21 protein-coding genes are annotated in these 23,827 nt (G+C 55.9%); 9 read left to right on the top strand and 12 right to left on the bottom strand.

Annotated features, from left to right (window positions below):
• The first annotated feature begins 1 nt into the window (after position 1).
• Positions 2–1,552 carry a glutamine-hydrolyzing GMP synthase gene (gene guaA / locus GSQ86_RS19890; protein ID WP_158751923.1) on the top strand — a complete coding sequence of 517 codons (1,551 nt, stop codon included), beginning with the start codon at positions 2–4 and terminating at the stop codon, positions 1,550–1,552.
• Between the two features lie 89 nt (positions 1,553–1,641).
• Here the strand turns inward: guaA and GSQ86_RS19885 are convergent, their stop codons facing one another.
• The gene (locus tag GSQ86_RS19885) at positions 1,642–3,006 is read right to left on the bottom strand and encodes a glycoside hydrolase family 27 protein (RefSeq protein WP_216841221.1); all 1,365 of its coding nucleotides are present in this window, start codon (positions 3,004–3,006) and stop codon (positions 1,642–1,644) included.
• Between the two features lie 117 nt (positions 3,007–3,123).
• On the opposite strand from GSQ86_RS19885, the gene ispD reads away from it, so the two are divergent.
• Positions 3,124–3,849, top strand: a complete 726-nt coding sequence (gene ispD, locus GSQ86_RS19880) for a 2-C-methyl-D-erythritol 4-phosphate cytidylyltransferase (RefSeq protein WP_158751922.1) — start codon at positions 3,124–3,126, stop codon at positions 3,847–3,849.
• A gap of 104 nt (positions 3,850–3,953) precedes the next feature.
• Positions 3,954–4,889 (top strand): lycopene cyclase domain-containing protein, encoded by a 936-nt coding sequence (locus GSQ86_RS19875; RefSeq protein WP_158751921.1) that lies wholly within the window; start codon positions 3,954–3,956, stop codon positions 4,887–4,889.
• Positions 4,890–4,935: 46 nt separating this feature from the next.
• On the opposite strand, the gene trpE is transcribed toward GSQ86_RS19875, so the two are convergent.
• Positions 4,936–6,447: an anthranilate synthase component I gene (gene trpE / locus GSQ86_RS19870; RefSeq protein ID WP_158751920.1), complete on the bottom strand. Its 1,512-nt coding sequence runs from the start codon at positions 6,445–6,447 to the stop codon at positions 4,936–4,938.
• A gap of 315 nt (positions 6,448–6,762) precedes the next feature.
• On the opposite strand from trpE, the gene GSQ86_RS19865 reads away from it, so the two are divergent.
• The 3 genes from GSQ86_RS19865 to GSQ86_RS19855 all read left to right on the top strand — a co-directional run bounded on the left by GSQ86_RS19865 (position 6,763) and on the right by GSQ86_RS19855 (position 11,192).
• The gene (locus GSQ86_RS19865; RefSeq protein ID WP_158751919.1) at positions 6,763–8,028 is read left to right on the top strand and encodes a Glu/Leu/Phe/Val dehydrogenase; all 1,266 of its coding nucleotides are present in this window, start codon (positions 6,763–6,765) and stop codon (positions 8,026–8,028) included.
• Between the two features lie 142 nt (positions 8,029–8,170).
• A complete protein-coding gene (locus GSQ86_RS19860) occupies positions 8,171–9,007 on the top strand; it encodes an FkbM family methyltransferase (protein WP_158751918.1) in 837 nt (278 codons plus the stop codon).
• A gap of 91 nt (positions 9,008–9,098) precedes the next feature.
• Positions 9,099–11,192, top strand: a complete 2,094-nt coding sequence (locus GSQ86_RS19855) for a DUF5054 domain-containing protein (RefSeq protein WP_158751917.1) — start codon at positions 9,099–9,101, stop codon at positions 11,190–11,192.
• Between the two features lie 3 nt (positions 11,193–11,195).
• On the opposite strand, the gene GSQ86_RS19850 is transcribed toward GSQ86_RS19855, so the two are convergent.
• From GSQ86_RS19850 to GSQ86_RS19840, 3 genes are all read right to left on the bottom strand, one after another.
• On the bottom strand, positions 11,196–13,811 hold the full coding sequence (locus GSQ86_RS19850) for an ABC transporter permease (protein WP_158751916.1): 2,616 nt from the start codon (positions 13,809–13,811) through the stop codon (positions 11,196–11,198).
• An 8-nt stretch (positions 13,812–13,819) separates the two neighbouring features.
• Complete coding sequence (locus GSQ86_RS19845) at positions 13,820–14,827, bottom strand: hypothetical protein (protein WP_158751915.1); 1,008 nt, start codon at positions 14,825–14,827, stop codon at positions 13,820–13,822.
• Between the two features lie 114 nt (positions 14,828–14,941).
• A complete protein-coding gene (locus GSQ86_RS19840) occupies positions 14,942–15,259 on the bottom strand; it encodes a PadR family transcriptional regulator (protein ID WP_158752448.1) in 318 nt (105 codons plus the stop codon).
• Positions 15,260–15,663: 404 nt separating this feature from the next.
• On the opposite strand from GSQ86_RS19840, the gene pgsA reads away from it, so the two are divergent.
• Positions 15,664–16,314 (top strand): CDP-diacylglycerol--glycerol-3-phosphate 3-phosphatidyltransferase, encoded by a 651-nt coding sequence (gene pgsA / locus GSQ86_RS19835; RefSeq protein ID WP_158752447.1) that lies wholly within the window; start codon positions 15,664–15,666, stop codon positions 16,312–16,314.
• A gap of 172 nt (positions 16,315–16,486) precedes the next feature.
• Here the strand turns inward: pgsA and GSQ86_RS19830 are convergent, their stop codons facing one another.
• From GSQ86_RS19830 to GSQ86_RS19815, 4 genes are all read right to left on the bottom strand, one after another.
• On the bottom strand, positions 16,487–17,263 hold the full coding sequence (locus GSQ86_RS19830; RefSeq protein ID WP_158751914.1) for a GvpL/GvpF family gas vesicle protein: 777 nt from the start codon (positions 17,261–17,263) through the stop codon (positions 16,487–16,489).
• 373 nt (positions 17,264–17,636) lie between these two features.
• Positions 17,637–18,143: a hypothetical protein gene (locus tag GSQ86_RS19825; protein WP_158751913.1), complete on the bottom strand. Its 507-nt coding sequence runs from the start codon at positions 18,141–18,143 to the stop codon at positions 17,637–17,639.
• Between the two features lie 103 nt (positions 18,144–18,246).
• Positions 18,247–18,798, bottom strand: a complete 552-nt coding sequence (def, locus tag GSQ86_RS19820) for a peptide deformylase (RefSeq protein WP_158751912.1) — start codon at positions 18,796–18,798, stop codon at positions 18,247–18,249.
• 5 nt (positions 18,799–18,803) lie between these two features.
• The gene (locus tag GSQ86_RS19815; protein ID WP_158751911.1) at positions 18,804–19,781 is read right to left on the bottom strand and encodes an SIS domain-containing protein; all 978 of its coding nucleotides are present in this window, start codon (positions 19,779–19,781) and stop codon (positions 18,804–18,806) included.
• Positions 19,782–19,900: 119 nt separating this feature from the next.
• On the opposite strand from GSQ86_RS19815, the gene GSQ86_RS19810 reads away from it, so the two are divergent.
• Together GSQ86_RS19810 and GSQ86_RS19805 are read left to right on the top strand one after the other, a co-directional pair.
• A complete protein-coding gene (locus tag GSQ86_RS19810) occupies positions 19,901–20,557 on the top strand; it encodes a TlpA disulfide reductase family protein (RefSeq protein WP_158751910.1) in 657 nt (218 codons plus the stop codon).
• Positions 20,554–21,060: a protein-disulfide reductase DsbD N-terminal domain-containing protein gene (locus GSQ86_RS19805; RefSeq protein WP_158751909.1), complete on the top strand. Its 507-nt coding sequence runs from the start codon at positions 20,554–20,556 to the stop codon at positions 21,058–21,060. Before GSQ86_RS19810 ends, GSQ86_RS19805 begins: the two co-directional genes overlap by 4 nt.
• A gap of 47 nt (positions 21,061–21,107) precedes the next feature.
• Here the strand turns inward: GSQ86_RS19805 and gltX are convergent, their stop codons facing one another.
• From gltX to GSQ86_RS19790, 3 genes are read right to left on the bottom strand one after another with little or no spacing between them, the layout of a single operon-like run.
• Positions 21,108–22,571, bottom strand: coding sequence for a glutamate--tRNA ligase (gene gltX / locus GSQ86_RS19800; protein WP_158751908.1), 1,464 nt, complete (start codon positions 22,569–22,571; stop codon positions 21,108–21,110).
• Positions 22,572–22,585: 14 nt separating this feature from the next.
• A complete protein-coding gene (gene ispF, locus GSQ86_RS19795) occupies positions 22,586–23,197 on the bottom strand; it encodes a 2-C-methyl-D-erythritol 2,4-cyclodiphosphate synthase (RefSeq protein ID WP_158751907.1) in 612 nt (203 codons plus the stop codon).
• Positions 23,198–23,251: 54 nt separating this feature from the next.
• Positions 23,252–23,806: an NUDIX hydrolase gene (locus GSQ86_RS19790; RefSeq protein ID WP_158751906.1), complete on the bottom strand. Its 555-nt coding sequence runs from the start codon at positions 23,804–23,806 to the stop codon at positions 23,252–23,254.
• Positions 23,807–23,827 lie beyond the last annotated feature (21 nt).

The following is a 23,827-nucleotide window of genomic DNA, read 5'->3' as shown; positions in this document are numbered from 1 at the left end:
AGTGGACACATCGTCGATCGTCATCCTTGATTTTGGCTCGCAGTATACGCAGCTGATTGCGCGTCGCATCCGCGAGCAGAACGTCTTTTCCGTTGTACTTCCCTGCACTGCCACGCTGGCTGAGATTGAAGGCTACAAGCCGCTGGGCATCATTCTTTCGGGCGGCCCTAACTCGGTGTATGACGCGGACGCGCCTAAGGCCGATCCTGCGGTACTTGGTCTGGGCAAGCCGGTGCTTGGCATCTGCTATGGGCTGCAGTTTATTGCGCATCATTTGGGCGGCAAGGTTCGATCGGCTGACAAGCGCGAATACGGGCATGCCGAGGTCTCGGTCGTGGATCCGGCGACGCCGCTGTTTGCAGGGCTGCCCACCGATCTGCATGTGTGGATGTCACATGGTGACGAAGCGCTGGAGTTACCTCAGGGTTTTCATCTGACGGCGAAGACCAGCAACGCGGTCGCGGGCATTGCTAATCCGGAGCGAAATATCTGGGCGGTGCAGTTTCATCCGGAAGTGCACCACACGCGCCACGGCTCGGAGCTGCTGCGCAACTTCTTATTCAATATATGCAAGGCGAAAGCCGATTGGACGCCGGAGCACTTTATCCAGTCGACGGTTGCGGCGATTCGCGAGAAGGTTGGCGATGGCCACGCTATTTGCGCGTTGTCCGGTGGGGTCGATTCGTCGGTTGCGGCTGTGCTCGTGCATCGTGCGATTGGCGACCGGCTCACGTGCGTTTTCGTGGACAACGGCGTGCTGCGCAAGAATGAGTTCTTCAAGGTGCAGGAGAATCTGCGCGAGAAGCTTGGGCTGAATCTGGTTGCGGTGGATGCGAGTGGACGATTTCTTTCGCGGCTGGCGGGAGTGACCGATCCGGAGACGAAGCGCAAGGTTATCGGCAGCGAATTCATCAACGTCTTCGATGACGAGGCTCACCGCATCTCGCAACTCACTGGCGGTGTGGACTGGCTGGTGCAGGGCACGCTCTATCCGGACGTGATTGAGTCGTCATCTGTCAAAGGACCGTCGCAGACGATCAAGAGTCACCATAATGTTGGCGGGTTGCCGGAAACGATGAAGCTGAAGCTCATTGAGCCTCTGCGCGATTTGTTCAAGGACGAGGTGCGCCGCATCGGACGCGATCTGCAGATGCCGGAAGACATTCTGCAACGCCAGCCATTTCCCGGGCCGGGGCTTGCGGTGCGCATTCTTGGCGAAATTACGCCGGAGCGCGTGGCGCTGCTGCAGGAGGCCGACGACATTGTCGTGCACGAGATCAAGGCCGCCGGGCTTTACCAGCAGATCTGGCAGTCGTTTGCGGTGCTGCTGCCGGTGAAGAGTGTGGGCGTGATGGGCGATCAGCGAACGTATGCTTACACCTGCGCAGTTCGCGCGGTGCACTCGGAAGATGGCATGACGGCGGACTGGGTCCCGCTGCCTTACGAAGTGTTGAAGAAGATTTCCAGCCGCATTGTGAATGAGATTCGCGGGATCAATCGCGTGGTGTATGACATCACGTCGAAGCCGCCGGGCACGATCGAGTGGGAATGATTTGCCCGTCCTTTTAGCTGAGCGCAGGCGATCAGGAGATTCTTCGCCTGCGGCTCAGAATGACGGCCATTTTTCTTAGCACTAAGCCTTCACTTGACGGAATACAAGACTGAAGCGTGCGGAGCCAGCGTCACTTTGAGGGCTGACGCTGAACCCAGGTCCTTTTTCAGCCATAAATCGCGCGTGCGATAACTGCTCCCAGACAGGCCCACTTCTTTCCAGCCATAGGAAATTGGCTGCTGCGAATCGCTCAGGTTGAAGACAGCAATGTATTGCTCGCCCTGCGCGCCGTGGGCTGTCCATACAACAGTGGTCGGCGTCTGTAGCACAGGCTTATTGCCGCTCGAGTGCTGATCGACGGCGATGATTTCCGGATCGGTTAGCAACGATTCAGTGGATCTGTCCATCTGCGTGAGGTTCGCACCGAGGATTAAGGGAGAACGGGCGATGGACCATAAGGTGATGAGGGTGCGCGCTTCGTCCTGAGTGAAGCGGGAATGTCTTGGATTGCCCCAGCCGGGCTTCGGTCCGAGATAGCCGAGGGGCAGCATGTCGGCGTCAGGCCAGTGGCCGGGTTCTACGTGCGGCGACCATTGTGCGAGCTTGTCGAACTGGCGGGTAAGCGATTGCGGAAAATTGCTGGTGTCGCCTTCGGGTTTCTTCCAAACATCCCAGAAGTCGTCAGAGATGCGCCAGAGTTGCGCGTACTTGCGCACGTCGTCGGCTTGCTCGATGGGAGTTGGACCGGGCGAGAGGCTGAGGGCAATATCGCGACCGCTCTTCCTGAGGGCTGCACTCATCATGTGAATCTCGTCGGCGTCATAGGGTGCGGAGATGCAGTCTACCTTGACGAAATCGAGTCCCCAGCTGGCATAGAGTTTGCCAAGCGAATCGTAATAAGCCTGGCCGGCGGCATTGGCTTTGAGTCCATAGTTGTCTGGATTCCAGCGGCAGAGATCTGACGTGTTCGCTGCGTCGGCTGCGTGAAACGATGAGCCAGCAATGGGCAGGTTTTTCTCGACTGCCTCTTTGGGGATGCCGCGGATTATATGGATGCCGAATTTCAATCCTAAGGAGTGGACGTAATCGCCGAGGGCTTTCAGCCCGGCGTCTCCGTTGCTCGATGAAAAGCGGTTTGGCGCAGGCAAGTAACGGCCATTCGAGTCCAGAGTGTAGCCCTGGTCTGCACCTTTGGTTCCTGCATTTTCAGGATGCTGCAGATACCAGCCTTCGTCGATGACGACGTATTGCCAGCCGTATGGCTTGAGGTGCTGATTGAACCAGTCAACGTTGGCCTTGAACTGATTTTCGGTGATAGTAAGGCCGTAAGAGTCCCAGCTATTCCATCCCATGGGCGGCGTGGGTGCAATCAATTTTTCATGGCTCTGGGCGAAGGAACAGGTCGTGGCGGCGATTATGAGTAGTAAACCGCACATGCGAAGACGATGGATCATCGGCATTTTCTCCTGGAGAACGTTTTCCGGCGAACCGTCCCAGTGTACTGCAGGCCATCGGCCTGAGGCTGCCTAAGTCTCGCAGCGACAACTATTTCCTGTATACTCCGATTGTTTATGCGGGTTTTTATCATTCTTCCAGCAGCCGGACTCGGTACGCGCATGTCGGCGGGCCATCATTCCACAGCTGCGCCGAAACAGTTTCTTGAACTGGCAGGCGTCCCTATCCTGATTCACAGTTTGCGAGCCTTTGCCCAGGTCCCAAAAGTCAGCACGATCTATGTTTCGGTGCGCGCGAATGAACGTGAGCGCGTGGAAGCACAGGTTTCAGAATATGGCTTCGCAGACAAGGTGCAGATTGTGACAGGAGGCGACACGCGTCAGGAGAGCGTTGCCAATGCTCTGAATGCACTCGACTGCGACGATAACGATATCGTGCTGGTCCATGACGCGGTGCGCCCGCTGATCGATCCGGCCACCATTACCCGCACCATTGAAGCCGTGGAAAAGCACGACGCCGCCATCGTCGGATTGCCCGCTGTGGATACGATCAAGCAGGTAGAACGCACCGCCGACGGGGCCATCATCACTGCTACGATTCCGCGCGAATATATTGTGCAGGCGCAGACCCCACAGGGTTTCCGTTGCGGACTGCTGAGACGAGCCTTTGCGGAAGCCACAGCCGACGGGTTCACCGGAACCGATGAATCGAGCATCGTCGAACGGGCAGGCTCGCCGGTAGCTGTCGTCGCGGGCTCTTCAACCAATCTGAAGATCACGCAGCCTGGCGATCTTGAGCTGGCGGAGTTTTATCTGCAGCGGACCGCCGCGCTGCATCGCTGACGGCAAGCGGCGCTCAAACAACGCCGCAGCAAAATCCATAGAATTTCCGTGATCCGGGCTTGAACCTGTTACACCATGAAGCAGGCTCCCTTCGAGGATTAGCTATGCGGAAATCTCCACCGTCGCCCCGCGCCAGTTTCTGGCTGGTGCTGGCCATGTTCGGATTGATTGCTGCGCCGGCAGCGATCACGTTACACACAGTTCGCGGACCGGCGCCTGCTCCCACGCCATACGGATATACCGTTAGTCTTCTCCTGTTCATCCTGCCGGTATTCATCATTGCCTTCTGGTTCTTTCCGCAGGAGGAAATCCGGGTTTCCCAGAAAGCCTTCTGGTGGACGATCGGGCTGCTTTTCCCGCTCGGAGCGGGTCTCGACTTTTTCTTTGCCAGGTATTTTTTTTATTTTCCAAACGCGGGAGCGACGCTCGGTATTCGCGCCTCCGCACTTGGTGGAGGCGTTCCGGTCGAAGAGTACATTTTCTATTTCGCGGGCTTTCTCGCGATTCTTCTGCTCTATATATGGCTCGATGCGTACTGGCTCGACGCTTACAGCGTTCCAGATAACGACGCCAATAGAATTAATTTCGAACGTCTGTTCCGGTTCCATCCGCAATCTGTAACGCTGGCGATTTTTCTCGTACTGGCAGGCATTCTTTACAAGCGCAATTTCGGCGGTCCGGGATTCCCCGGCTACTTCACATTTCTTGTTCTCGGCGCGCTGCTTCCCTCTTCCCTGTTCCTGCCGACAGCGCGGCCTGTCATTAACTGGCGGGCATTCAGCCTGACCATGTTCATGGTCGTTCTTATCAGCCTGCTGTGGGAGGTAACACTCGCTCTTCCTTACGGCTGGTGGAACTTTCGCGATGAGCAGATGCTTGGCGTCCGCATCACTGCGTGGTCACGCCTCCCGATCGAGGAGGTATTTTTATGGGTCGCAGTGACATATGCGACTGTCATCGTCTATGAAATCGTGAGACGCTGGAAGGCTTCGGGAAAGAAGTTATGGCACGCACTGTCGGGAAGAAGATCGGCAGCCTGATTTTCAAGCAATCAGGCTGCAGCGGGCTTGGCATGGCAGTCTGAAGCTATCTGCGGGCGCGTTCAATCGCACGCACCACAGCGCGCGATTTATTGACCGATTCCTCAAACTCTTTTTCCGGAACGGAGTCTGCCACGATACCAGCTCCGGCCTGGATATATCCCTGTTTGCCTTGCTGCAGCAGGGTGCGAATGGCGATGCACGAATCCAGATTGCCGGAGTAGTCAGCGTAGAGGACGCTGCCGCCATAGATACCGCGACGTGTCGGCTCCAGTTCCTCAATGATCTCCATCGCGCGAACTTTTGGAGCGCCGCTGAGGGTTCCTGCAGGAAAGCAGGCGCGGAAAGCATCGACAGCATGCAATTCGGGGCGAAGCTTGCCCTCGATGCCGCTGACGATGTGCATGACGTGCGAGTAGCGCTCGACCGTCATCAATTCCTTCACTTCGACCGAACCGTATTCGCTGACGCGGCCGACATCATTGCGGCCCAAATCGACAAGCATCACATGCTCGGCGCGTTCTTTTTCGTCATGCAGCATCTCCTGGGCTACGCGCAGATCGTCTTCTTCGCTTGCGCCGCGTGGACGGGTTCCGGCAATCGGACGGTACTGGATGCGTCCCTGGTTGACGCGAACCAGCAGCTCCGGCGAGGAGCCGGCGATCTGCGTGACAACATCTGAACCGCGGGCGCCGGGTTTTTTGGTGCCCATGCGCAGGAAATAGAGATACGGCGAGGGATTCACGATACGGAGTGCGCGATAGACCGAGAAGGGATCAACACCTGTCTCCACATCAAATCGCTGCGAGAGCACCACCTGAAAAACGTCTCCAGCCGCGATGTATTCCTTGGCCTGTTCGACAGCTTTATAGAAATCTTTTTTGCGCGTTTGAGAATCGAGTTTAAGCTTGCCGCCGACTTTCTTTTGTTTCAGCTTCGGAAGGGGCACAGCGAGGCGTTTTTCCAGCCGGTCGAGACGCTTGATTGCGTCAGAATAGGCGCGCTCCGGCTTCTGCTGCGAGACATCGGCGGTAGCGATGAGCAGCATTTCTTTGCGAATGTGATCGAAGGCCAGCACTTCGTGGAAGAACATGAGGCAGACATCGGGGAGGCCGAGATCGTCTTCCGTCGTTTCCGGGAGCCGCTCGATCTGCCGCACGGCATCATAGGCGAAAAATCCGACAGCTCCGGCAGTAAATGGCGGCAATCCGGCGATGCGCGCTGGTTTGTGACTGGTCATCAGCTCTTTCCACAGAGCGAAGATGTCGCCTTCTATCCGACGCAGCTTGCCATTTTCGGTGATTTCAATGGACTGGCCACGCGAAACTATCTTGCGGAAGGGCCGGATGCCGATAAACGTATAGCGGCCAATCTTTTCGCCGTTTTCGACCGATTCCAGCAGAAAACACTCTGGCTCATCGTTCGCAAGGCGCAGAAAGGCGGTCACAGGCGTTTCGAGATCGGCGGTCAGCGTGCGGTAAAGCGGCACGAGGGTGTGGGTGCGGGCGAGCTTCAGAAATTCGGAGCGGCTGGGCAGCGATGTTTCGTGCGATGGCATGGCTTAGTGGTTATCGTACCGTAAACATCGCCAGGGTTGAGTATCTTCAGCCATGTAATTGCTGCCCTTGGAGATAGCTCAAAACAGCGGAACAGGAACCACGCTATATACCCTCCCAGCCGTGTCGATCAAGCTTGCGAGGTGCTCTACCGAAGCCTATACTCGGTGAGTTTGGCCGGATTCGCATGTTTTCCTGCAAATATGGGTCAAATGTATGTCATTTGCATGCCGAAATGACCGTAATTTGCATGCAGAAATTGACGCTCTACTCACGCAATAAGCGGAGAATCGGTCGAAAGGGAGAGATGGTTTGGTATGGCTACAATAACCCTCGAGCAGGAGATTAATCCCTGGGAAGCACAGGCTGCTCGGTTTGACTTCGCGGCACGCAAGCTGAATCTGGATGAAGGTTTATGGCGTGTACTGCGGCATCCTTCGCGCGAGATTATCGTGCATTTCCCCGTAAGCATGGATGATGGCCGAATTGAGATGTTTACCGGCTTCCGTGTGCTGCACTCGCAGGCTCGCGGTCCCGGTAAGGGCGGCATTCGCTACTCGCCGGACGTATCGCTCGACGAAGTGCGCGCACTGGCAAGCTGGATGACGTGGAAATGCGCCGTGGTGAATATCCCCTTCGGCGGCGCAAAGGGCGGCGTGATTTGCGATCCTAAAAAAATGTCGATGGGCGAGCTGGAGCGCATGACGCGCCGCTACACCGCCGAGATCATCGAATTCATCGGACCGGAAAAAGATGTACCTGCTCCGGACATGGGCACCAACGAGCAGACTATGGCGTGGATGATGGATACCTATTCCATGCATCAGCGTCAGACGGTGACCAGCGTTGTGACCGGCAAGCCACTGAACATTGGCGGATCGCGTGGACGCCGCGAAGCCACCGGTCGCGGCATCAGCGTGATGTGCGACGAGGCGCTCAAATATCTTCAGATGTCTTTCGATGGCTGCAGGGTCATTATTCAGGGCTTTGGCAATGTCGGCTCGAATGCCGCGAATCTTCTTCGCGACAAGGGCTACAAGATTATCGGCATCGCAGAATACGATGGCGGCCTGTTCAACCCGAACGGCATCGACATCTGCTCTCTTCTTGAGCACCGCCAGCGCAACGGCACTGTCCTCGGCTTCAAGGGTGCAGAGGCCTATGACACGCACGAACTGCTGACAGCTGACTGCGAAATCCTGATTCCCGCTGCGACCGAAAACGTCATCACCAGCCGCAATGCCGATCGCATTAAGGCTCGCGTGATCTGCGAAGGCGCCAACGGCCCGACAACCGCGGTTGCTGACGAAATTCTCGCCGACAAAAAGGTGTTCATTATTCCGGACATCCTGGCGAACGCGGGTGGTGTCACGGCCTCCTACTTTGAATGGGTGCAGGATCGTCAGGGCTACTTCTGGAAGGAGGCCTTCATCAACGAGCAGCTGGAGAGCATCCTGGCCGAAAGCTTCGATGCTGTCGTCCGCTACTCTGAGGCCCATGGCGTCAATAACCGCATTGCAGCCTACATGCTGGCGATTGATCGCGTAGCCTTTACCATCAAGCAGCGCGGCATCTATGCGTAATCGTGTATGAGCTGAAAAGGACGGCCTTTGGGCCGTCCTTTTTATTGCTAGCCTTATCTTGATTTACTGACCGCCCGGAAGCCTTCGTTGTATAGTGAGGGCAATCTCAGATGTCGCTTTCTATACGGGCGAAGAGGCTACAATGTCAATTGCGCGCAAAATGCTGGGGAGCACGCATTCCTTGATGGGGCACTCACGGATCGGACTTTGGGCTGCTGAAAAGATACGGAACCAGGCCGAAGCTGTTATCGCATTGGCTCATGGCACCACTGAAAGTGCCTTGGAGCGCAACGGCGAAGGAGATTTTCTGAGAAGTGTTGCGCCTTCTATTAGTTACTTTATTGACGTTGGCGCAAACAAAGGCGATTGGACCGCTGCATTACTGAATTACTCCCCAGCTGCGCAGGGTTTGTTGATTGATCCTTCGCGGTCTGCAATGTCGAAGCTTCGGCGGAGTTTCGCTGAGATTAACCAGCTTGAAATCTTGGAAGCCGCTGTGGCCGATAAACCAGGCTTTCTGCCATTTTTCGAAGAGGCCGATGCGGGAGAGACGTCGTCATTAATAGGCGCCGTCTCCTCAGCAGCGAACTGCAGACAGGTTCCAATTACCACCATTGACCGCGAAGTAAGTAAGCGAGACTGGCCTCGGGTTGATTATCTCAAAATCGATGCTGAAGGTTATGACTTTCTTGTGCTGCAGGGTGCGAGAGAGCTTTTATCGAAAGGGATGATTCAGGTTGGACAATTTGAATATGGAGAAGGGTGGAGGCATGCAGGTTCTACCCTGACATATGCGCTGAAGTGGTTATCCGAATTCGGTTACGAGTGTTATCTAATGACATCGAAGGGAGTTCTGGCGCCGAACCCAGAGCGGTTCCGTGAATATTTTCGATATTCGAATTACATCTTCATTCGTTCCGACTTACGGGAGACGGTTATGCCGCAAAGGGACGAAGCGATATTTCGCAGACTGTACTGAAGCTAAATTTACGAATCCAATCGGAATGACGAGCCGATGCGAGCGCTATAGAATTGGTGGCGTTTCTATTTTCTGATCTTGTTGAGTGCTCATGCAGCGTCGTGATTTTCTGAAGTCAGCAACTATGGCAGGTAGCTCGCTTTTGTGGGCGCCTCATTCTGCTTTTTCATTGCAGTCACCGGTAATCACTCCCGCACCCGATCCTGCTGTAAAGCACGTACTGGTGATGTTCAAATGTCACTTCGATGCTGGCTTCATCGATACGCAGGCGCACGTTGTGCAGAGGTATTTCACCGAATACTTTCCGCATGCCATGCAGATTGCCGAAGAGATGCGGCAGTCGGGCAACGAGCGCTATGTGTGGACCACCGGCTCGTGGCTACTCTACGAGTACCTCGAACAGGCTTCCGCAGAAGATCGCAAGCGCATGGAGCAGGCGATCCAGCGCGGAGATATTGCCTGGCATGCGTTGCCATTTACCTGGCAGACAGAATTGATCGACCGTTCGATGATCGAAGGGAGCCTGGGACTTTCGCAGTCGCTCGACAGGCGTTTTGGGCGGACGACGACGGGCGCGAAGATGACGGATGTACCCGGACATACGCGCGGGCTGATTGCTCCGCTGGCCGGGCATGGCGTGAAGTTCCTCGATATCGGAGTGAATGACGCGAGTACTCCCGCTGAGTTGCCTCCCCTGTTTACATGGAAGGATTCGCGAGGAGAGACGCTGTCGGTGATGTATCACCACGGGTACGGCGGCGTGACGCGCGTTCCTGGCTCCGATCTCGCGGTTGCCATTGTGGTGCGGGACGATAACAGCGGCCCACATTCTCCTGAGGAAATTAGAAAAGTCTATGCGCGCCTGAAGGACCAATTTCCCAATGCCGAAGTCACGCCAACAAATCTGACCGAGATCGCGAATGCTGTAGATCCGTTTCACAGCCATCTCCCTGTCATCACGCAGGAGATTGGCGATTCATGGATTCACGGCGTAGCCAGCGATCCCCTGAAGCTGGCGCGTTACCGCGAAGTGGCGCGGCTTCGCGAGCGCTGGATTGCGCAGAAAAAATTTGGCATCGGCGATACAACGGATGTAGCCATGCTGCGACGGGTTTTGCTGGAAGCTGAACACACCTGGGGCACCGACACAAAGACGTGGCTGGACTTCGATCACTACACGCCGAAGGATCTCGCCTCGATGCTGGAGACGAAGAATTACAAGGTCGTCGAATTCAGCTGGGAAGAGAAGCGCAAGGATTTGTTCGACGGGATTTCTGCGCTGCCGGCGCAGTTGCAGAATGAAGCGCAGCAGGCGGTACGCGCTCTGGAGGCGAAGAAACCGTCGATGGTCGCTGGGTCGCCACACTCGGCGGAGAACGAGATCGAATCGAAGCATTTTGTTGTTGGCATCGACGCGAAAACTGGTGCGATACGCAAACTGCGCAACAAGAAAACGGAACGCGAGTGGGCTTCAGCCGACCATCCGCTGGCATTATTTTCATATCAGACACTGTCACAAAAGGACTACACGCAGTTCTTCACGAATTACGTGGTGAGCGATGCGGATTGGGCGAAGAAAGATTTCGGTAAGCCGAATATCGAGCGCTACGGGGCTGAAAGTCAGGAGTGGCTGCCGTCTCTCACTGACCTGCACGTTGCCAAGGATGCAGCTGGACATCGCATTCTGGCGCAGCTGGAAATAAAAGATGCTGCTGCTTTGAACTCGGGACGCGCGGCCTTTCCGCAGGATCTATATCTGGAACTGGTTCTGCCTGATGCTGCGCCGGAAATCCATCTAAACTTTTACTGGTTTGGAAAGCCAGCAACGCGCATGCCGGAGGCTATCTGGCTGACTTTCAATCCACAGGTGAAAGATCCTCAAGGCTGGATGATGGAAAAATCAGGCGAGCCGGTGTCGCCATTCGATGTGGCCGTCGCCGGAGGAAGGCATCTGCATGCAGTCTCTCCCGGGATTCATCACAAAGATGGCGACAGCGAATTTCGCCTCGAGTTGCTTGATGCGCCCGTAATCGCCTTAGGTGAGAAATCTCCACTGAATTTTTCGCGGACGCAGCCCGATCTCTCAGGCGGCGTTCACTGCAACCTCTTCAACAATGCGTGGGGAACCAATTACATCATGTGGTTTGGCGAAGACATGCGCTTCCGCTTTATTGTGCGGGCATAGCTGCTATTCGGAGCGCAATGCCTGCACAGGATCGAGATGCGCCGCCCTCCATGCCGGGATAGAACAGGCAAACGCAGCTACCAGCGACAAAATAGCTGCGACAGAGGCGAAGATCGTCCAATCGAGCGGCTGCGTGCCATAAAGCATGCTTCGAATCAGCTGCACGCTGAAGGCGCTTCCGATCAGTCCGATCACCAGCCCAATCCATGCAGGCATTAAACCATCAAATAAAAGCAGACGAAGCACAGAGCCACGCTGCGCCCCAAGCGCGATGCGAATTCCTATCTCGCCGGTGCGCTGCGTCGCGAGATAAGAGAGCACTCCATACAATCCAACGGCCGCCAGCAGCAACGCAATGACAGCAAAAGCGAGCACCAGCATCGAGGTGAAGTTTGCATCGAGTGTGGATTTCCCGATCGATTGCTCCATGGTCAGCACATCGGAAACCGGCAAGCCGGGATTGAGCTGCGCCAGCAGTTTCTGTACCGGCAGCGCCAAGCTCATTGCATCTTTGTCCGACCGAATTCCAATAGAAGACCACCACCATTGCCCGCAAAGGATAGGCAAGTACATGGTCGGTCCCTCCGGCTCTGTAAGACTCCACAACGTGTTGCCTACTATTCCCACCACTTCGAATTCCGCATCGTTAAGCACGCCGGCGCGAATGTGTTTGCCCAGAGGATTCTCGTTGGGAAAATATTGTTTGGCCATCGATTCGCTGATGATGATCGATGAAGCGTTTTGCAGTCTTTCGCGCTCTTCAAAGGCACGCCCGGCTCGCACTGGAATTTGCAGCGCCTGAAAGTATCCCGGATCGACAGCCCGCACCATGACGCTCTGCTCTTCCTGTTTGCCCGGATGTTCCATGATGGTGAAATGAGAGTCTCCGCCATAACCCTGTCCCGGCAGTGCGGTGGAGAGTCCCGCCGCCTTCACGCCGGGCAAGGCACGCAGGCGCGGTAATAGCTCTTCAAAAAATGCGAGACGTTTTTCGGGCGTATTGTATTGCACATCAGACAAAGCGAACTGCATGGTAAGAACATTCCGCGTTGCGCATCCCAGGTCGAGCGCACGCAGCTTTTGGTAGCTCTTGAGGAGAAGTCCCGCGCTGGTAAGCAACACAACCGTGAACGCGACTTCCACCGCGAGCAGAACCTTTCGCATGCGAGCGGTCGATGAGCCCGCGCTATTAGTGCGAGACGATTCCTGCAGCGATGCCAGCAACGGGCCGCGCATGAACGATGATCCCGGAATCAAACCAGCCAGGATGCCGCTCAGGACTATCATGACCACTCCGAAGAGTAAAGAAGCCGTATCCATCTGAACGGTGTCGACGCGGGCCAGGTCGGGCCTGGAATGCACAAGCCACTGCATGCCGAGCCATGCCAGCGGTAGTCCCACCGCGCCTGCGGCTAAAGCCAGCACTGCGCTTTCCGTCAGCTGCTCACGCAGCAAGCGCCATCGGCTGCCGCCCAGCGAGGCGCGAATCGAAATCTCTTTTCGCCGGGATGCGGAACGCGCGACCAGCAGATTCGCGACGTTGAGGCAGGCGATGAGCAGAACGCAACTGGTTGCGGCAAGGAGTATATAGAGTTGCGTCTTTGCCTCATGTACTACGCCATCGAGCATCGTACGTACATTTGCAGAGCTGCCGGTGAAAGGCGTGGGGTGATCGAGATGAACGCGCTTGGTCGCGGTGTCTACTTCGCTCAACGCTTGTGCCAGCGTGGCGCCGGGGCGCAGCCTGCCAATTACGAAATAGTTATGCAGGTCGACCTTTTGTATCTGTGCCGGATCCTGCTCGTGGTAGATAGCCGCCCATAGCTGTGTCCGTGTGTCCGGATAGACAAACCATGCAGGCAACACTCCGATGACCGTGTAGGGATGCGAATCGAGCTGTATCGTCCTGCCCAGAATTCCTTTGTCGCCGCCATATCTCCGTTCCCATAAGCCATGCGTCAAAACTACGGTTCCGGGCGCCTGTGGACTGTCTTCGGACTGGGTGAAGAATCGGCCTATCTCCGGCGTAACGCCAAGCGTTGAGAAAAATTCCCACGATGCAGAAGCATAGCGGATTCGTTCCGGGAGCTGACCGCCGCCATCCGACAGGTTGATGGGATCGGTGCCGTAAATCGCCATCTGTTCAATACTGGGCGCCTGTTTTTTCCATGCCGCATACATGCCGCCTGCTACGTAACTGAAGGCACGCTGTCCGTTCGGGCTCTTTTCATATATCTGAATCAGTCGAGACGGGTCTTTGAATGGAAGCGGCTTGAGCAGCACTGAGCGGACCACCGTGAACAGCGCTGTATTTGCGCCAATTCCCAGTGCCATCACCATGATGGCGGTGATAGAAAAGGCCGGCGTGCGCCACAATGTGCGCATGGAATACCTGCAATCGCGCCAGATATCAGCGAAGAAGTGAACGGTCCCGCGCTCCCACTCCTCTTCCCGCACACGGCGCGGGCTACCGAATTTCAGGTGTGCCTGGCGGCGCGCTTCTTCAGGCGAAAAGCCTCGACCGAGATTCTCGTCTATTTCGTGCGCGATATGCGCTTCAATCTCGCGCGCCAGCTCGGCGTCGCGCCTGCGTCTGCTGAAAAACTTTACGGGATTCACTGACTCTCCTAGCGAATATTGAAATCGTGAACGATCAGTCGCGTGTCCACCATGACGTGCGGTGTGACGGCATGGAAGCCCCACATGTGTACCCAGGCATTTCCTGTCCGAAATGTGAGGAATGACTTCATCACACCTGCAGGGAAAAACGTGAGCAAAACAAAGATGACAGAGACTGCCGCGTGATAAGGCGAGTCATAGCGTGTCCATGATTCGAAAACGTGCATGAGCGGGTAACTGACGGCGCCAGCCAGAAAGGCGACCGGTGGAGAGAACAGCCGGGCATAGCGCGGCAGCAGGATCGCATAGATGAAGATCATGATAGGGAGATCGGTCCCGCACAGATGCAGCACCAGAGAGAGCGCTCCGCCGACGAGCTGCTGATGCAGCGTGAGCTGAAAGATGTTGGGGCCGGCAAGCTCGTAGGCACAGCCGATGAGCATGACAACGGCGATGATGAGCGCGTCATTCTTCCAGTTGGCAGACCGCAGATTGAGCGCCTGAAGCGAGTAGCCACGCCAGCGAAAGATGAGATACGGAAGAAGCGCGAGGAGGATACCGTTGTACGCAGCCCAGGTGTAGACCGCGGCCGGCGACTGGACGTGCGTCGCGCCGAAGAGGCAGCCATTGAGATGCAGCGCGATGCCTTCGCCGAAGTAGTGCTGTCCAATGATGCGGCCCGCGAACAGAACGACGGCGCCGTAAATCCACATCGCCAGCGTTTCACGTAAGGCAATGCCCCGCTCCGGAGCGCGTTCGGCAAGCTCCGGAGCCGGACGATGCCGCGCCAGAAAGGAGACGATGCCGATGAGCAGGATGATCGAAAAGAGACCGATGGAGTTGTTGAGCACATCGGTTATGGGCGGCGTGGTGCCGAGTTCGGGCCGGTCGAGCGGCACACCGGTCCGGCAGAGCAGGATGGCTGCCGCACTGAGCAGGCACCAGATTACGAGAGCGAACCAGAGGCTTGGTTGACGGACAAGATATTTGATACGTGACGCTGGGGAATTGGTCATGCGGTCTCATCTTTCCCAGAACATGAGCGCCTGTTTAAGGACGCACCTGAACATCAAACGCATCCCCGCACGGGATTGTTCCCCGATACGCCTTCAACTGCATGTAGATACCGCCTAATCAAGGCTTTCGCCCATGACGCGGCCAATCGCCTCAACGATCTGCCGCCAGCGGCCTGCCTCGGCCACCAGCTGTTTACGGCCAATGGCCGTGAGCTGGTAGAACTTGGCCTTGCGGTTATTTTCGCTTACACCCCAGTAGGAAGAAACCCAGCCACGCTCTTCAAGCCGATGAAGCGCGGGATAGAGAGACCCCTGCTCCACGTCCAGCACGTTTTCCGATGTGTGTTCAATCACATGAGCGATGGTGTGTCCATGCGCCGGGCCCATGATCAGCGTGCGCAGAACGAGCATGTCGAGCGTGCCTTTCAGCATGTCAACGTCAGTCGATTTCTTTGTGTTGCCCAAGTGATTGCCTCTCCACTCGAATATCTATGGAAGAAACTATACCACTCGAAGTTCTATGGGAAATAAAATTTTCACTCATCTGCTAAATCTCGAGGGGCGCAGCGCAGTATGCTTCGCTTGCGAGAGAAAATTCATATCTAAAACCGGGTTGCGGTTCGCTATCGCGGTGAAGGACGTGAACCGGGCCGCTCCGAATGCTTCCCTCTTTACCGTACCAGCCCACTACCGGGTGGTGGACGAGACGCCGGAACCGTAGAGTTGCTGATAATCCCCCTTTTAATTCAAGACACCTTCATTTCCGTGTCTATCTCACCGGACATGCGGTGGTGCATAATGGCTAGGTAAGGGTCTTCTTGCCAGGTCGTTGTGCCGTGAATCTTCCCAACTCCATTACGATGGGCCGAATCTTCAGCGTGCCGCTGCTGATCTGGATGCTGTCGCCGCATTTCCCGCTCCACGGGCCAAACGGCGAACAGGAATTATTCACGTCTATTTTCTTTATCCTTGTTTCCATTTCCGATGGAGTGGACGGCTATCTGGCGAGGCGCCGCGGCCAGATCACGACCATCGGCATGCTGCTCGATCCTCTTGCCGATAAGCTGTTGATTACAGCAGCATTTATCTGCCTTCTGCAGTACTCCCCCGATATCGTGAAGCCATGGATCGCGGTTCTGGTCATTGGCCGGGAGTTTCTGGTCACGGGGCTGCGCAGTATTGCCAGTACTGAGGGATTTACCATTGAAGCCAGCGATGTTGGCAAGTTAAAGACGGTAATTCAGATTGTTTCCGTGGTAGCTGTCATTCTGGCGCATCGTTGGGATGCCTGGTATTTCGGCTGGTTCATCATGCCGGTACGCTCGGTCGCAGTGACGGCGGTCTACTTTATGGCGCTTGTTTCCACCATCTCCGCTGTGGATTATTTCTGGGCATTCTGGCGCAAGATCGACCGCGCTACCGCCAGCCGTCGCAAGCAGGATAACGATTTCGTGCTGAGCCGGAAGAAAAAAAATATTCCAGCCTAGAAATCGGCCGACCTTTCAGCTCCCTGTGTAAACGATTCCGAAATTCACGCGTCTTTCTATCTAAGAGGCTGGGCAGATCTTCTGCCAAGACGAGTCCGCACAACCTCTTGCTCCAGAAGAGAAAAGCCTCGGCGGTTCGTGGGTCCGCCGGGGCTTTAACAATTCTGGAAACTTATGCCTGGGCTACGGTCTGCACGCCGTTGTGATGTGCATTGCCGTGCCTGGTGGTAAGCCGATGCACGAAGTGATAGGGCGGCCACGGCCCGGAGAGCTGCATCTGGCAATCCTTCATGATCTGGCTCGCGCTGGAATATTTGTTCTGGTACCGTTCCACGCACTTGTGGTCGATCAGGTGGGCGATATCCAGCAGCATTTTGCCCGAATCCGTCCGTCGGCAGCTGACTTCCTCAGCAAGCGGAGCGAACATCCGATGCATCTGCACCGATACGGCCCTTGCCTTGGTCTGGCGCTCCCGTTGCCGGGTAGCGTTTTCTCGAAGCTGCATAAGATACTCTCTTCCGGTCCCAGTGTTTGCCTGGGCGGAATAGGCATGAAGCTGTTCGCGGCAGCAGTCATCGAGTACGACTTTCAGATGCATTTCGGCCTTGCCGCGGAGGCGTTCAATATTGGTGAGGAACTGTCGCTGGTTGGAACGAACTGACCGGCGAAGGCTTTCGTCATCGGAAAAAACTGTTCCAAAACGGAAGGGAAGAACGGTGGAGCTTTTGAAGCAATCGGCTATTACGCGAGCGTGTTCTACGCCTGCCCGGTCGCTTAAGTTTTCTACTGGGGAATGTTCGCTGACGATTACGGCTAGATCACTGGCGGGATAAAGAAAAACCTGATTTCCGGCTATGCCCGACACCGCTTCCATTGGAATGGGTTTACGGTGGCGGAGCAACTCAGGGAAGGCTTGTTTCTCGGCAATGCAGTAGGCATACCATGCCATAGAGAATTCGCTCCGTACGCTGGTATTTGGAATGATGTATTACATCGGCATCTTTTTGAATCAGCTGCATCTTGCGTTCTGGCGCGTCCGTTTTACCACGAACTACTCCGAACTGAAACGTATCCTAGTCCTACCGGCTAACAACTGGCAAATTTTTCCTGCAACCGTGAAGAAAAGTTAGCAAAACGAGGATAAATTTCAATTCGCAATATGAGAATTTATTTTGCTTATATGAAATAGGATGATTTTGACTTGGCTTTGTTCCCTTGATGAAAATGCACTTAAGGCTATGCAGAACTATTGCTTTGAGCCCCCAAATCAAGGGCAAAGCGATTTCGCATCAGATGACGGTCGAAATTGATTATCGAATCTATTAGGAATGCCGCGACAGCAGCAGTCCTACCAGCGAAATAAGCACAATCAGCAGAATTGCCAACCCGGCGCCGATCGTTCGAACGAGCGAATTCAATGACTTAACTTCATTTACCAGCTCGGCATGTTCGATTGCGTTGCGCTCGGATGTTTGGCGAAGAAGCGTGATTTGCTCCTCAATGCGCTTCATTTCCACGGTCTGGTCCTGCACCCGGAGCCGCAGTTCACGGTGGCCGGCGTCGATCTCGGCCAATCCTTGGTGCAGCTCTTCTTTTGCGGCCGATTGCCCGCCGGCACCACCGTCAACGAAGTTCAACAGCTGGGCGACCGCTTGCACAGCGCCATGATCGACCATGCGCAGCCCGGAGGCCAGTACCGGGAGCATAGGCTTAAGCCGGCCCAGGGCATGCAGCAATCCAGCGCGGGACTTCTTCTCGTCCTGAGGAGATGTTTTCTCGGGAAGAAGCTTCTGGTCGGGTATGGGCACTTTTTGCTGCGCCAGTTCCATCAGGCGGTCTCCGGCGAGTTCATGCGAGGATTTGGCGGCTGCGTTCTTTTCTGCCACTTTCACCATGTTGTTCTATCACATACGATGCAGCGGGCGCCGGAATTCACGCTTTCGTCTGCGCCTGGTAATTTTCGAGCGTGGAAAAAGTTTCGCTTCGCATGCGGTCAATGTAGATGCGACAGTTCAGATGATCGATTTCGTGCTGCAGGATACGTGCGTGCCAGCCGCTGGCATCCACGACTCCTGGCTTGCCGCGCTCATCCAGGCAGGTCACGCGGACCTTCTGCGCACGCGACACGACAGCCATGAACCCGGGAACGCTGAGGCAGCCTTCGTGAAAGGCAATTTCCGGTGGCGTCAGCAGCTCAATTTCAGGATTTATGATGACGTGGAAAGGGATCGGTTCCCGTTCCCGCGCTTTCAGATCCGCTTTGTTTAGATTCTTGTGATATTCGGCTTTATCTTCAATCACGGCCAACTGCAACGATTGCCCGACCTGCGGCGCCGCCAGTCCTACCCCCGGTGCGGCGTGCATGGTCTCGCGCATATCCGCGATCAACTCGCGAATCAATGCGCTGCGGATTTCTTCTTTTGTAAGCGGGCGTGCTTTTGTGCGCAGAACGGGGTCGCCAACCTGAACGATTTTCAAGACCATAGCAGCTAAATCAGCTCCGTCTCCCATAGATCGTGCAGATGAACGATCCCTTGAATGTTTCCGGCTTCGTCGACGACCACCAGGGAAGTAATTTTCTTCTCTTCCATGATGTCGAGAGCGCGCACAGCCAGCTCGTCAGGAGCAATTGTCTTTGGGGAGCGGTTCATCGCTTCGCCTGCGGTCTTCTCCAATCCCTTTGAGCCGTCGTGTTCAAGCAGACGTCGCAGGTCTCCATCGCTGATGATGCCCGCGAGCTTGCCGTGGTCCTCTACCGTAGTGATGCCAAGCCCCTTACGCGACATTTCATATATGACTTCGCTCATGGGTGTCTGCATCTGCACCCGCGGAATGGCGTCACCGGCGTGCATAAGGTGATGCACCCGCGAAAGCTTTTTGCCTAGCTTTCCTCCGGGATGCAGATCAGCAAAGTTCTCTGCGCGGAAACCTTTTCGAATCGAGACAGCAATGGCAAGCGCGTCGCCCAGCGCCAGCATTGCGGTCGTAGATGCAGTCGGGGCAAGCCCCATGCCGCAGGCTTCCTGCTCGACCCCACAATCGAGGGCAACATCGCTCGCCAGAGCGAGTGTCGATTTCAAATTGCAGCAAAAGCTGATGAGCGCGTCGCCGATGCGCTTGATGGTGGCCAGAAGGCGCAAAATTTCTTCAGTCTCGCCGCTCGCGGAAAGCGCAATCACCACATCCCCGCGCGCCACCATGCCAAGATCGCCGTGAACGGCTTCCGCCGGGTGCAGGAAAAGCGCCGGGCTGCCGGTGGAACTGAGCGTAGCCGCAATCTTTTGCGCGATAATGCCGCTCTTGCCCATGCCTGTGACGACAACGCGTCCGCGAGACAGCCCACACTGGACAATAAGATCGACGGCACGCTCAAAGTCCACCGCCATCGGGCCTTCCAGCCGGTCTGCGAGCCGCTGCAGGGCTTCTGCTTCAATGCGAACGAGTTGTGCCGGGGTATGATCCGCCATAGTGTCCAAACATTTTGGATGGTATCAAAGCTTAGGGCCGCCTGCCGTGTTCAGATTCAGGATCCATCGCTTATGCCCGGGCATCCCTTAAAATGAAATCAGCGAAGAAAGGGTTTGACTTGAAACGCAATCACCTGGTTCTCATTCTGCTCATTGCCGCATTGGTGCTGATGATCTGGTCGGGCGTGGTGAATTACCGCCACCGAAGGGCCGAGGAGGCACAGCTTCAGGCCATGCAGTCTGTGCTTACTCCCGCGACACCTGCTTCTCCTGCCGATGCTGCCGCCGAGGCAGCGGAAGAAGACAAATCGCCATTGCAGGGCAAGCCCGCTCCCGCTTTCACACTGGAGACCCTGCAAGGACAGAAGGTTTCGCTCGCCAACTACAAAGGCAAGGCCGTGCTCGTAAACTTCATGGCGACCTGGTGCGCGCCGTGCAAGGTGGAGACGCCCTGGTTGATCGAGTTGCGCAAACAATACGGGCCGCAGGGATTCGAAATTCTTGGCGTCTCGACCGATGACCTGGACAAAGACGACGAGAAACAAAATGCCCAGGACAAAGAGGACATCGCCAAGTTCGTCAACCACATGCACATCGACTATCCGGTGCTGATTGATGGCGATTCCATCTCGCATCCTTACGGCGGAATAGATGCGCTGCCCAGCTCATTTTTTGTGGATCGCACAGGCAAAGTGGTGGCGTATACCGTTGGCCTTCACGATCGCAGTGAGCTGGAGGCAAATATCAAGAAGGCCATCGCCAGCGGAGGAGCATGATGCGCAGGCTGCTGTATGTTGTGCTCGCGGGCGCTCTTTGTCTGAGTCTGCGCTGCGCCAATTCGCAAAAGCTTGCGTGGCAGAGTGATGCGTCCAAGGCCGATCAGCATCAGCTGGTGAAGTTTCTTTACCCTGAACAGGTATCACTGACAGCCGGCAAACCGGACATTGTGGAGCTGCATTTTCGAGTGAATGACGGCCTGCACATCAACTCGCACACGCCTCGCGCGAAGAGCCTCATCCCTACCCAGTTGATGGTTGGAGAGCCCGAAGGTGTGAACGTTGCAAGCGTGGATTTTCCTGCCGGGACCGACTATTCGCCAGCCTTCAGCCCTGAGGATAAATTGAGCGTTTACACTGGCGAATTCGTTCTGCGCGCGCACGTAACCGCACAGAAGGGCGATCACCTGGTGCAGGCAGCTCTGCGCTATCAGGCTTGTGACGCAAATTCCTGCTATCCGCCGAAGACGGCCTCCATCGCGGTAAGCGTCATCGCAAAATAGCAAACAGACTTACGTCATTCTGAGCGTAATGATGCGCGCATCGATCGTCAGACTGTGCCGACGTTATTGGCAGCGGCCAATCGCTTCACCACGCGATTCTTGCCAAGATTCACCATGACGGCAAACAGGCTTGGGGCAACTGCCTGTCCGGTAAGCGCAACGCGCGATCCGTTGATGAGAGCCCCAGCCTTAACGCCCTTTTCCTCCGCAAATTCTCGCAGGACCTGCTCGGTCGAAGCTTCAGTAAACTCAGCCGTCGATTCGTAACGTGCGGCCAGTTCAACCAGCAGTGCACGCACGAAATCATCCTTCAAAAACTTGGCAACCGCAGCGGGATCATATTCGAAGCTATCGATGAAATAAGCGCGGAAAGCTATCGCGAAGTCTTTCAGGTTGCGCGCACGGGGCTTTACCAGATTGATAGCAGCCAGCACTTCATCCTGGGAACGGTCGGGTGTAAAGCCAGCCTTGGCCCATTCCTCTTCGATCAGCGGAAGCAGTTTTTGGGCGTCGTAAGCGCGTATGTATTCGGTGTTGAACCATGCCAGCTTGTCGTTATCGAAGACTGCATTCGATTTCGAAATGCCATCGAGCGAGAAGAGGCGAATCAATTCATCAGAGCCAAAAATCTCGCGGTCTTTTCCGTCTGCATCTTTACCTGCTGCGCCGGGCGTCCAGCCGAGCAGCGAAAGAAAATTGCGAAACGCTTCTGGAACGATGCCAAATTCTTTGTAAGCGATCACGCTGGTGGCGCCGTGCCGCTTAGAGAGGCGGGTCTTGTCGGGGCCGAGGATCAGCGGCACGTGGGCAAACACCGGCAGCTGTACTCCCAGCGCCCTGTACTGCAGTACCTGCTTCGGAGTGTTTGAGATATGATCCGCGCCGCGGATAATGTGCGTCAGGCGCATGTCGATGTCATCGGCCACTACGCTGAGGTGGTAAGTCGGGATGCCATCGGAGCGCAACAGCACGAAGTCCTCAATCTCAGCATTCGAAAATTCCACTTTGCCGAAGACGGCATCCTCAAAGCTGGTAGCTCCGCCTTCCGGAACGGCGAATCGGAGCGCGCAGGCTTCTCCTGCGGCTTTGCGCTGCGCGGCAATGTCCTTTTCTATCCTGCGGCAGCGACGGTCGTACATGGGCGGCCGACCTGCGGCAACTGCGGCAGCGCGGCGCTGCTCCAGTTCTTCTCTGGTGCAGAAGCAGTAATAGGCGTGGCCGCTGGCGAGCAGTTTTTCCGCAGTCTGACGATACAATTCGAGCCGCTTCGACTGATAGAAAGGGCCCTCATCCCAGTTTAGGCCGAGCCAGCGCATGCCTTCCAGAATGCCTTCGACCATCTCTTCCGAGGAGCGCTCGAAGTCCGTGTCTTCAATACGCAGGATGAGCGTGCCGCCAAAGTGGCGGGCATAGAGCCAGTTGAAAAGCGCAGTGCGGGCGCCGCCTACGTGCAGATATCCGGTAGGGGAAGGCGCAAAACGAACGCGGGGAGTAGAAACTGATTCAGACATTTCGACGATGTACTTTAGGTGATGTCTTCGGTATCGAAGATGGTGATTTTGCGTTCGGGTGTGCCGTGGACCTGGCTCACCAGGTCCTTCACCACGTCTTCAAGCTGCCGCTGGCTTTCTATGACGGCCGTCATGCTCTTCAGCTCGGTTGGATCTTCGACCTGCTCCAACAGCACGACAGCATGAGCCTGCGCTACGTGGTCCACGTTGAGGCCCTCGGGCGTCTTTGCCTTAACGCCGACAGCATTAGGTTCCACACCCAGCAAATCAGCCAGATGCTCACGCAACTCAGCTGAGATTGGCCCTATTTTGGGAGCGGCGAGCACCAGCGTCGTGTCGATATTGACGATGCGGTAGCCGGCATTCTGAATCTCTTCGAGCGCCAGGTTCAGAAAAATGGCAGAATCGGCATCTTTCCAGCGCGGATCGCCCGGGGGGAAGAAGCTGCCAATATCACCTGCGGAAACGGCGCCAAGCAGCGCGTCGGTGATGGCGTGGAGCAGCACATCGCCGTCAGAGTGGCCGGCAAGTCCTTCCGGGTGATCGATGGCGAGACCGCCAATTTTCAGCGGCACTCCCGCTTTGAAGGCGTGTGAATCCCAGCCGTGTCCAATTCTCATGCTCATGGTTATCTCTTTCTACTTTACAGCCTCGGCTGGCATCGCTATGCCCCACACGGCTTAGCCGCCGGCCTCAACATTCTTTTTATTTTTCCAGAGAAGATAGAGTCCCCAGGCAGCGAGCGTACAGCTGTCGCGGATGACGCCGTCGAGCATCATTTGCTCGAACTCCTCAATGCTAAAGGAGTGGAGCGTCAGATCGTGCTCTTCGGCATCGAAATCGGTGCCGACGTGAGTGAGTCCAGTCGCAAGATAGACGTACTGCTTCTGGTTTGCAAAGCCGTAAGCGATGTAGATCATGCCGAGGTGGATCATGGATGCGGCGTCGAAGCCCGTCTCCTCGCGCAACTCGCCGCGCGCCAGTGTCTCGGGATCGATATCGGCAGTCTCCCAGCCTCCCTGGGGAAGCTCAAGGCAGCGCTGTTGAATGGGATAACGGAATTGCTCGACGAGGTAAATGCGGTCACCATCGATGGGGATAATGATGGCGCAATCGTCTTTATCGACGACGCCATAAAGGCCTTGTGCGCCGTTATCGCGCTCGATCGCATCTTCGCGAACGCGGAGCCAAGGGTTGCGGTAAACTTCGCGGCTACTGAGTGTCTTAATGCTCATTAAAGGGGACTCTTTGTATTC

The organism is Acidobacterium sp. S8, assembly GCF_009765985.1.
GTDB lineage: Bacteria > Acidobacteriota > Terriglobia > Terriglobales > Acidobacteriaceae > Alloacidobacterium.
Note: the sequence above shows the minus strand (reverse complement) of the source record. Positions and strands in the feature narration are given on the sequence as shown.